At 69.4% G+C, this 8,652-nt stretch carries 5 protein-coding genes; all 5 read right to left on the bottom strand.

Annotated features, from left to right (window positions below; genetic code table 11):
* A partial coding sequence (locus tag VF665_RS09650) for a TonB-dependent receptor (protein ID WP_331053211.1) occupies positions 1-2,488 on the bottom strand: 2,488 nt, incomplete at its 3' end.
* Between the two features lie 470 nt (positions 2,489-2,958).
* Complete coding sequence (locus VF665_RS09645; protein ID WP_331053210.1) at positions 2,959-4,380, bottom strand: pyridoxal-phosphate dependent enzyme; 1,422 nt, start codon at positions 4,378-4,380, stop codon at positions 2,959-2,961.
* Positions 4,380-4,784: an energy transducer TonB gene (locus tag VF665_RS09640; protein WP_331053209.1), complete on the bottom strand. Its 405-nt coding sequence runs from the start codon at positions 4,782-4,784 to the stop codon at positions 4,380-4,382. Before VF665_RS09640 ends, VF665_RS09645 begins: the two co-directional genes overlap by 1 nt.
* Before the next feature lie 154 nt (positions 4,785-4,938).
* Positions 4,939-5,205, bottom strand: coding sequence for a hypothetical protein (locus VF665_RS09635; protein ID WP_331053208.1), 267 nt, complete (start codon positions 5,203-5,205; stop codon positions 4,939-4,941).
* A gap of 390 nt (positions 5,206-5,595) precedes the next feature.
* The gene (locus tag VF665_RS09630) at positions 5,596-7,701 is read right to left on the bottom strand and encodes a penicillin acylase family protein (RefSeq protein WP_331053207.1); all 2,106 of its coding nucleotides are present in this window, start codon (positions 7,699-7,701) and stop codon (positions 5,596-5,598) included.
* Positions 7,702-8,652 lie beyond the last annotated feature (951 nt).

Below are 8,652 nucleotides of genomic sequence, written 5' to 3'. Positions count from 1 at the left end.
ACGCCGTGCTGTTGGTGGCCGAAATGACGTCGCGCGCCTTGGAGTACGTGTAGAACGCGCTCAGCTCCAGGCTGTTGCGGAACCGGCGCTGCAGCCCGGCCGTCAGGTTGTAGGCGTAGTCCTTGTTCTGGTTGGTGACGTTGATCACCTCGCTGAACTTGGTCGACACCCGCTCCGGGTTCGCGATGCCCGTGGTGGGGATCGTGTCGTGCAGCGTACGGCCGCGGTTGTCCACCAGAAGGCCCTGCGGGTTCTTCAGGTTCAGGTCTTCGTAGAAGAACTGCTCCACGGCATGCGTGTACAGGCCCTGCAGCGACGCCACGAACCCGCCCGGCAGCTCATGGTCGATGGCCAGGGAGCCGCGGAAGGTGCTCGGGAACCGCAGATCCTTGTCCAGCAGGTTCACCGAACCGATGATGCCGGTGGCAAGGCCGCCGCCGGTGGCGCACTCCTGGGGCTGGTTGGCCGGGTCCGGGCTGAACTTGGGCGCCGCGCGGGGCGTCCCCGTGCCGCAGGTGAGCGTGGCGATGCCGGTTCCGTTGTTCTGGAAGGCGTTGCCGATGAGCACGAACGCGGGACGGCCCACGAACACGCCCACGCCACCGCGGATCTGGCTGCGGTTGTTTTCGGACAGGCTCCAGTTGAAGCCCACGCGCGGCGAGAACTGCACGTTGCCCGACGGAACCTCGTCGGTGCGGCGGCCGAAGGTGTCGGCCACCACCTGCGTGAACAGCGGCTTGTCGTTCAGCACCGGCATGTCGGCGCGGATGCCCGCCGTAAGGCTGAAGCGGCTGCTGGGCTCCCACTGATCCTGCAGGTAGAAGCCGTACTGCGAGGCGTTGAACACCGCGTGCGGCAGTTCGGCCTTGGGGTCGCGAGCGTTGGCCGCCAGACGGTACGTACGCACCGTGCCGGCGCGGAAATCCGCCAGCGAGTTGAACTCGTATACGCCGAACGAGCTGGCCGCGAAGAAGTTGTCGATGTGGTAGAACTCGTTCTTCGTGCCGATGTCGAAGCGGTGCGAGCCGCGCTGCCAGGACAGGTTGTTTGTGAACTCGAAGATGTCCTGGTCCAGCGTGTTGCCCTGCGAGCTCTGCTCACCGCCCGCCACCAGGTCCTGGTTGCCGATCTCCACCCGGATCTGCGGGCTGCGCGAGTTGGGCGTCCGGCGGTCGCGGATGGTGTTGTAGCCCACGATCAGCTCGTTGTACAGCGACGGCGAGAACGTGGTGAACAGCTGGCCGACGGTGGCGTTCTTGGTCGACTCGAAGAAGTAGCCGTTGGACGACAGACGGAAGTCCGTGGCGTTGCGGCTGAAGTTGTCGTCCTCGGCGCGGCCGTAGTTGTGGCGCAGCACCATGCGGCTGTTCAGCTCCGGCAGGTCCAGGTCCAGCCGGCCGAAGAAGTTGGTGAGCGGGTTGGTGTTGTTGACCTGGAACTCGCTCCCCGGCTCGATCCCGTAGCCCCGCAGGATTTCCTGGAACTCCGTGATCTGCGCGCGCGTCACCGTGATCGGCGTGGCGCCCGCGGTGTCCTGCCCGAAGTAGGGGCCGCCCGCCGGGGTGGTGCGGTCCTGCCACTCGGGGTTGATGAAGAAGTGCAGGCGGTCGCGGATGATGGGGCCGCCCAGCGAGAACCCGTACTGCGTCTGCTCGAAGTCGTTGATGTACGGCTGCTCGCGCGCCAGGTCCTGGTTGCGCGTGAAGTAGTACGCCGAGCCCGAGAAGTCGTTGGTGCCGCTCTTGGTGACGGCGTTCACCAGCAGGCCCGCGAAGTTGCCCTGGCGAACGTCAAAGGGCGACAGCAGGATCTGGTACTCCTTCACCGACTCCACCGAGATGGACTTGCCGCTCGCCTGGCCGCCCGGCTGGCCGCTGGTGCCCAGGCCGAACAGGTCGTTCTCGCTGGCGCCGTCGATCTGGATGTTGTTGAACCGGTTGTTCACGCCGCCGCCCGACAGGCCGGGGCCGGTCTGCGACACCTGCGGCGCAAGCCGCACGAAGTCCGTGAAGTTGCGGTTCAGCGTGGGCAGGCGCTGGATGGCCGTGTCGCTGATGGCCGTGCTGATGCCCTTGTTGGCCGGCGACAGGATCGGGTTGCGCTGCGCCGAAACGGTGACACCCTCGAGCACCAGCGTCTGCGACACCAGCTCGAAGTCCACGCGCAGGTCCTGCCCGAGGCCCACGTTCAGGTTGGCGCGCGTCTGCGAGGCGCGGCCGATCGTGCTCACCGCCACCGAGTAGGGGCCGCCCACCGGGAGCGACGGAACGCGGTAGCGGCCATCCTCGCGCGTCACCACGGTGCGCGTAAGGCCGACCGACTGGTTGCGGATGGTGATCTGCGCCCCGGCGATGCCCTCGCCCTCGGCGGAGGTCACGCGCCCGCTGATGGCGCCGGTCACGGTCTGTGCCGCGGCCGTGCCCGGAAGCGCGAGGCTCAGTACCAGCGCGCACAGCAGGAGGGTTGCCTTCCTCCAGCAGTGTTTCATGTGGATTCCCTGGGGTGAATGTGCACGACTGCCCCGCCGATCGCTTCGAACGGCGTATGGGGTACCGGATGAGGATCTCGGCGGGCAGACCCGAATTGTAACGACATCGGCACAAAGGTCAATGTGCACGGCGCCGTCCCGCGGCCCCGCGGAATGCGGGACCCGCGAGAAGTTCCCGCGCGCGGGGCGCGGTGCCGCCCGTCAGGCCAATAGCGATGCGCCGCGGACGGGAGGCCCGGGCGGCTCGGAACGGGAGTGGACGGGGCGACGCGGAATGATAGAACGGACCGACGGTGCGGGACAGGGGGGAATGTAACGTTCCCGAAACATCCGTCAACCGTGCCGGGTTCGGCGGAACGATCGTTCGAAGCGGTTGGCCGCCAAGCGTTTGCGCAACTGTCACAGGAGCAGCCGCGCAGGCGGGTCCGGTCCCGCCCCGGGAAGGGGCGGGCCGGACCGCACCGGAGGGGTCAGCGGCCGTCCGTCAGGTAGCGCAGCACGTCGTGGCGCGTGATGATCCCTTCCAGCCGGCCGCCGCGGCGCACCAGCACGGCGGGGTTCTGCCGCGACAGCAGCCGCGTGACCCCCGGCAGGTCCACGTGGCTGTCCACCACGGGAAGGGGCGGCTCCATCAGGTGCTGCACCGACTTGTCCAGCAGCGCCATGTCTTCCAGCACGCGCGCCATCAGGCTGGCTTCGGCCAGGTGGCCCACGCAGTCGCCCTCGGCCAGCACGGGAAGCTGCGACACGTCGTGCTGGGTGATCAGCCCCAGCGCCTGGCGCACGGGCGTTTCGGGGGCCACGGACACCAGGGTGCGCGGCGCCCCGTCGCCCTTGCCGGTCACCATGTCGGCGGCGCGCACGCGGGCCGGCTCCAGCAGCCGGTTTTCACGCATCCACTCGTCGTTGAACACCTTGGTGAGGTAGCGCTCGCCGGTGTCGCAGAGAAGGAACACCACCAGCGCGTCGGGGTCGTCGATCTCCCGCGCCACCTGCAGCGCCACGTGCGCGATCAGCCCCGCCGACCCGCCCACGAACAAACCTTCTTCACGCGTGAGGCGGCGGGCCATGGTCATGGAGTCGCGGTCCTCCACGGAGCGCCACTCGTCCACCACCGACATGTCCAGCGTGCCGGGGATCTTGTCCTGCCCGATCCCTTCCACCTTGTACGGCGCGCCCTCGGGCTTGACGCCCGTCTTCCAGTAGCCGGCGATGATGCTCCCCACCGGGTCGCCGCCGATGATGCGGACGGCCGGGTTGCGCTCCTTGAGGTAGCGCCCCACGCCGGTGATGGTGCCGCCGGTGCCCGCCGCGCTCACGAAGTGGGTGACGCGCCCCTGCGTCTGCTCCCAGATCTCCGGGCCGGTGGTGCGGTAGTGCGCCTCGGGGTTGGCCTGGTTGTAGAACTGGTTGGCCAGGATGGCGTTGGGCGTCTCCTCGGCGATGCGCTTGGCCATCATGACGTAGTTGTCGGGATGGTCTGGCGCCACGGCCGTGGGGGTGACGATGACTTCGGCCCCGAACGCCTTGAGCAGGCGCACCTTTTCCTGGCTCATCTTGTCGGGAATGGTAAAGACGCAGCGGTAGCCCTTGATGGCCGCCGCGAGCGCCAGCCCCACGCCGGTGTTGCCGCTGGTGCCTTCCACCACGGTGCCGCCGGGAAGCAGCCGCCCTTCGCGCTCCGCCGCCTCGATGATGGCCGGCCCGATGCGGTCCTTGACGCTGCCGCCGGGGTTCATGAACTCGGCCTTGCCGTACACCGGGGTGCGGATGCCGGCGGCGGCGCGGTTCAGCCGGATCAGCGGGGTCCACCCCACGGTGCCCAGCACGGTGTCGTACGGGCGCTCGTGGCGGGGCCGGGCAAAGGCGGTGTCCAGAACGGAGTCGGTCATCAGCTTCCTGCGGTGTCCTGCGCGGCGGGGCGCGCGGTGTCCCGGGCGGCGGCGGCCGCGGCGGGGGAAATGTCGAAAAAGACGGGGAGCAGCACCCAGCGGGCGACGGGGCGGCCGTCGCGCGTGGCCGGCGCAAAGCGCAGTTTGTCCGTTCCAGCCACGGCGGACGAGTCGAACCCCTTGTGCCCGCTGGCCGTGGCGACGCGGACGCTGTCTACGCGCCCGGTGCTGTCCACGCGGATGCGGAGCACCGTCTTGCCCTCCACCCCCGCGTCCCAGAGGTCTTCCGGGTACTCGAACGGGGGCGGAACGAGCTGCCGGGGCTCGGTCTGCACCACCGGGGCGCGGTCGCAGGCGGCGAGCGCGGCGGCAAGGGCCAGCAGGGCTGCGGGCGGGCGGATCATGGGGCGGCGGGCCGGGGCCGGATGGGCGGGCCCCGCCGGCGTCCCTGCCGGAAAGCCCGCGGCGCGCCGCGCGGCGCACGTCCGCGGGGCACGCCTGTTTGTGCGCGCAACATCGCTCCGCACGCCGGGATGCGCAACCTCGCGGGGCCCCGGTTCACCACACGGGGCCGGGCGGTCCGGACCACCGGCGCGCGCAGTTCACGCGGTACGGCGCCCCGTCCTTGAGCTGAAAGTACTCGGTCCCGGGCGGGCCGGGCGGGCACTCTGCCGGACGCTTGCCCAGGTTGATGGCGTAGCGGAACTCGCCGTAGCTCGTGCGGCCGTCCCCGTTCCAGTCGCGCTCCCGCCAGCCGAACGGGCTCTGCACCGCCGCGGCGAGAAGGTACGCCTCCCGCAGCAGGGGCGCGGCGGTGAGAACCATCGGCAGGAGGAGCCAGCGGCGGAACCGCAATCGCGGGGGCGGCATAGGATGCACGCTACCTTTTTCCGTCAGTTGCTGAAACTCGCACGTTCCCTGCTCCGTATCAAGTGCGGGAGCCCGCATCGGGTGCCCGGGGCGGCGCATCCCCTGCCCCGCCGTTCATCCACCAACGAGAGATCGCCATGGCCGACACCACGCCGCGCCCGCCCAACGGTCCGAGCACGACCGGCAATCCGTCCGGCGGCAATCGCGGGAACAACCCGCCCAGGAAGTAGAACCGACGACAGCACCCCGCGAGGGGCGGCCTCGCGGAGTCCGCAGACAGGACCATCCGGCGCGCGGAAGCACTCGCGCCGGATCGTCTCGTGCTCCCGGTACCCGCCACGCGTGCTACTGGCCGGGATGGTACTCGCGCTCGGTGCGGCCGCGTAGCTGCGACGGGTAGAAGTAGACGTCGCGCAGGTTGCCCGCGGCGTAGCGCTCCGCCTGGTCGTTGAAGTGCGGCGAGCGCGGATCGCCGCTTTCCCCGCCCGCGGTCACGGCGCGCGCCCGCACGCTGTCGCCGAACTCCACCGCCGCCACGAAGCTGTTGCCGCTGGTGCCGTAGTACCGCTTTGTCCCCGGATAGCGCCGCGCGCCGAACGAGGCCAGCGAGCCCCACTGCGCCGACGTGAAGGGCACGGGAATGCTGGGTCCCGCGTCGCTGAACGGCTGCACGATGGCGCCCGTAAGCCGCTGAAAGCGGTTGATTTCGCCCCAGGGCGTGCGCCAGGTGCCAAAGTCCGCCTGCAGCCGGTCCGACGCGGCGGCCAGCGCCTCCAGCTTCTGCGCGGAGGTGGTGCGCGTGGCCATGTAGTCGTACACCGACGTCCCCGCGCGGCGTGCCTCGGCGGCGGTGCGTCCCCACAGTTCCTCGCCCCAGAACACGGCCAGCGAGGTGGGGACGGAGGCCGCGCCCCACTTGTAGTCCCACGCGCGCAGCACCGCGATCTGGTCGGCCACGCGCGCCCGCAGCGGGTCGCTGGCCGGGGTCTGGTCGTACGCGGCCACCAGCGGCGGAATCAGCTGCGCGAACGCGGGAAGGTACGGGTCGTACGCCGCGCCGATCAGGCGCTGCAGGGTGAAGTCGCGCTTGTCCCGCAGCACCAGCATGGCGTGAATGCCGCGCGGGTTTTCGCCCGCCACGTCCATGTAGCGAGGGAAGCTCTCGCGCCGCGGGCTGTGCTCGCCGGCGGCGGAGTACGGCCAGTTGTTGGTGTTCTGGATCCACCCCGTGGGCGGGTTCAGCAGGTGCGGCGCCTCGTCCAGCGGGTGCAGTCCCTTCCAGTCCGTGGCGGGATCGCTTCCGTCCACCGGCCGCGTGTAGTCGAACCGGTCGTCGCGCCGGGGGATGAAGTGCGGGTGCATGTAGGCGATGTTGCCCTCCGCATCCGCAAAGATGGTGTTGTTGGACGAGTTGGCCTTCAGCTCCTCGGCAATGCGGCGGAACTCGGCGTAGTTGCGCGCCTTGGTGCGCAGGAACGACTGGCTGAGCGCCTCCACCGGCTTGTGCATGAGGGCGATGCTCACCCACCTGCCGTCCGCCTCGCGCACGACGGGGCCGTGGTGCGTGCGGTAGACCGTGAAGGTGCGCCGTGCCGTGGTGCCGTCCGTGGCGCGATAGAGAATGGTGATGCTGGAGGTGACGACGGGCCGCTCCTCCGCGCCGTAGCGGTAGAACCAGCGCCCGCTGCGCTCGGTGACGGTCTCCAGGAACTCGTCGACGTTGTCTACCCCGCTGGAGGTGTGCATCCACCCGGCGCGCTCGTTGAACCCCTGGTAGATGAAGAACTGTCCCCAGGTGGCGGCCCCGTACGCGTTCAGCCCCTCGTCGCTCGTCATCTGCAGCTCCGAGCGGAAGAAGAACGACGTGTGCGGGTTGATGAGGAGCAGCGCGTGGCCGTTCTCCGTGTTGCGCGGGGCGATGGCGATGCCGTTGGATCCGCTGGGCTCGCGAAAGCGCGTGTCCGTCTGGAGCGCGACGGGACCGCCCTGGCGGCGGCCGTAGAAGGCTTCCAGTTGCGCCAGCGACACGCGCTCGATGTCGCCGCCGATGCTGCCTTCGCTGAACGAGAGCGCCATCCAGGGCTCAAAGCGGCGGATGACGCGCGGCGTGATCTGCGGGTGCGTTGCGAGATAGTAGTTCAGCCCGTCAGCCCACGCGTTCATGAGCGACTGCAGCCACGCTGGGCTGGCGGCGTACTGGGCGCGCAGGGTGTCGGGGTTGATGAACAGCTTCATCCGCAGGTCCTGCCAGATGGCGGATTCGCCCTCTGCCTCGGCCAGGCGGCCCATGGAGTTGAGGTAGTTGGTCTCCACGCGGTTGAAGTCGTCTTCTGCCTGCGCGTAGATCATTCCGAACACCGCGTCGGCGTCGGTCCTGCCGCGCACGTGCGCGATCCCCCAGTTGTCGCGGGTGATGGTGATGCTCTGCGCGCGCGCCCGCCACCGCGCCATCTCGCCGCCAACGTCAGCCGTCGACGGCGAAGCCGCGGACAGTCCGCCGGCCTGCTGCGGCCGTGGCGCGCAGGAAGCGAGCGCGACGAGCGCAAACGCACCGAGGTATGTGATCGCCGTCCGTGTGCGGATCATGTGGATGCTTTGCAGGATGTTTCCATCACGCCCGCGGAACACGCCCGGGCTCCCCGCCAACCTTCCCCGCCCGCCCCCGATCCGCAAGGCCGCCACCGAGATCGTCTCCGCGGATCACGCCGGAGCCCGCCCGTGCGCTCGGCGTCCGAGCGCGCCGGGAAGAGTCCGCCTGGATTGGACCGCCGAGCCCGGATTGTCGTCCCGAGCGAAGCGTCGCGCGTTTTCAGCAACGCCGGTCCGACGGCGATTCCGGAGCGCACGGCAGACGGAGCCGGCTCAGGCTGCGGCTTGGGCGCTCGGCGCGGGCGACGTGGCGCATCCTTCGACCCGCTGCCGGGCATCGGTGCAGTGGACGCGGCGGCATGGCCGCTCACTTTCCTGCCGCCTCGGCGCGTGAGTGTCATCCTGAAGGAGCAGCGCACTGAGCCGTCCACTCACGCCAGACCCTGTGCGACGGAAGGATCCCGGACCGAAGCTTCCGTGTGGCCGCTGCCCGGCGCGGCGTCCCCCGGCCTCCTCGCGGCGTACGCGGGTCGGGAGCGCGCCACGCAGCCTGTCGTGCGTCGGGTGCCGTGTGGCGGGATTCTTCAGTCGGCGCCAGAGTTGGGGCACAGGATCGGCCTCGCCTGCGCCTCCCTCAGAATGACACTCACAGGCTGAGGCGCTACCACAAGCGTGTTTCTCAACACGCTTTCAGAATGACACTCACAGGCTGAGGCGCTACCACAAGCGTGTTTCTCAACACGCTTTCAGAATGACACTCACAGGCCGAGGCGGTACAACAAGCGTGTTTCCCAACACGCTTTCAGAATGACA

The organism is Longimicrobium sp., from assembly GCF_036387355.1.
Lineage (GTDB): Bacteria > Gemmatimonadota > Gemmatimonadetes > Longimicrobiales > Longimicrobiaceae > Longimicrobium.
This window is presented reverse-complemented; position numbering and strand designations above follow the sequence as displayed.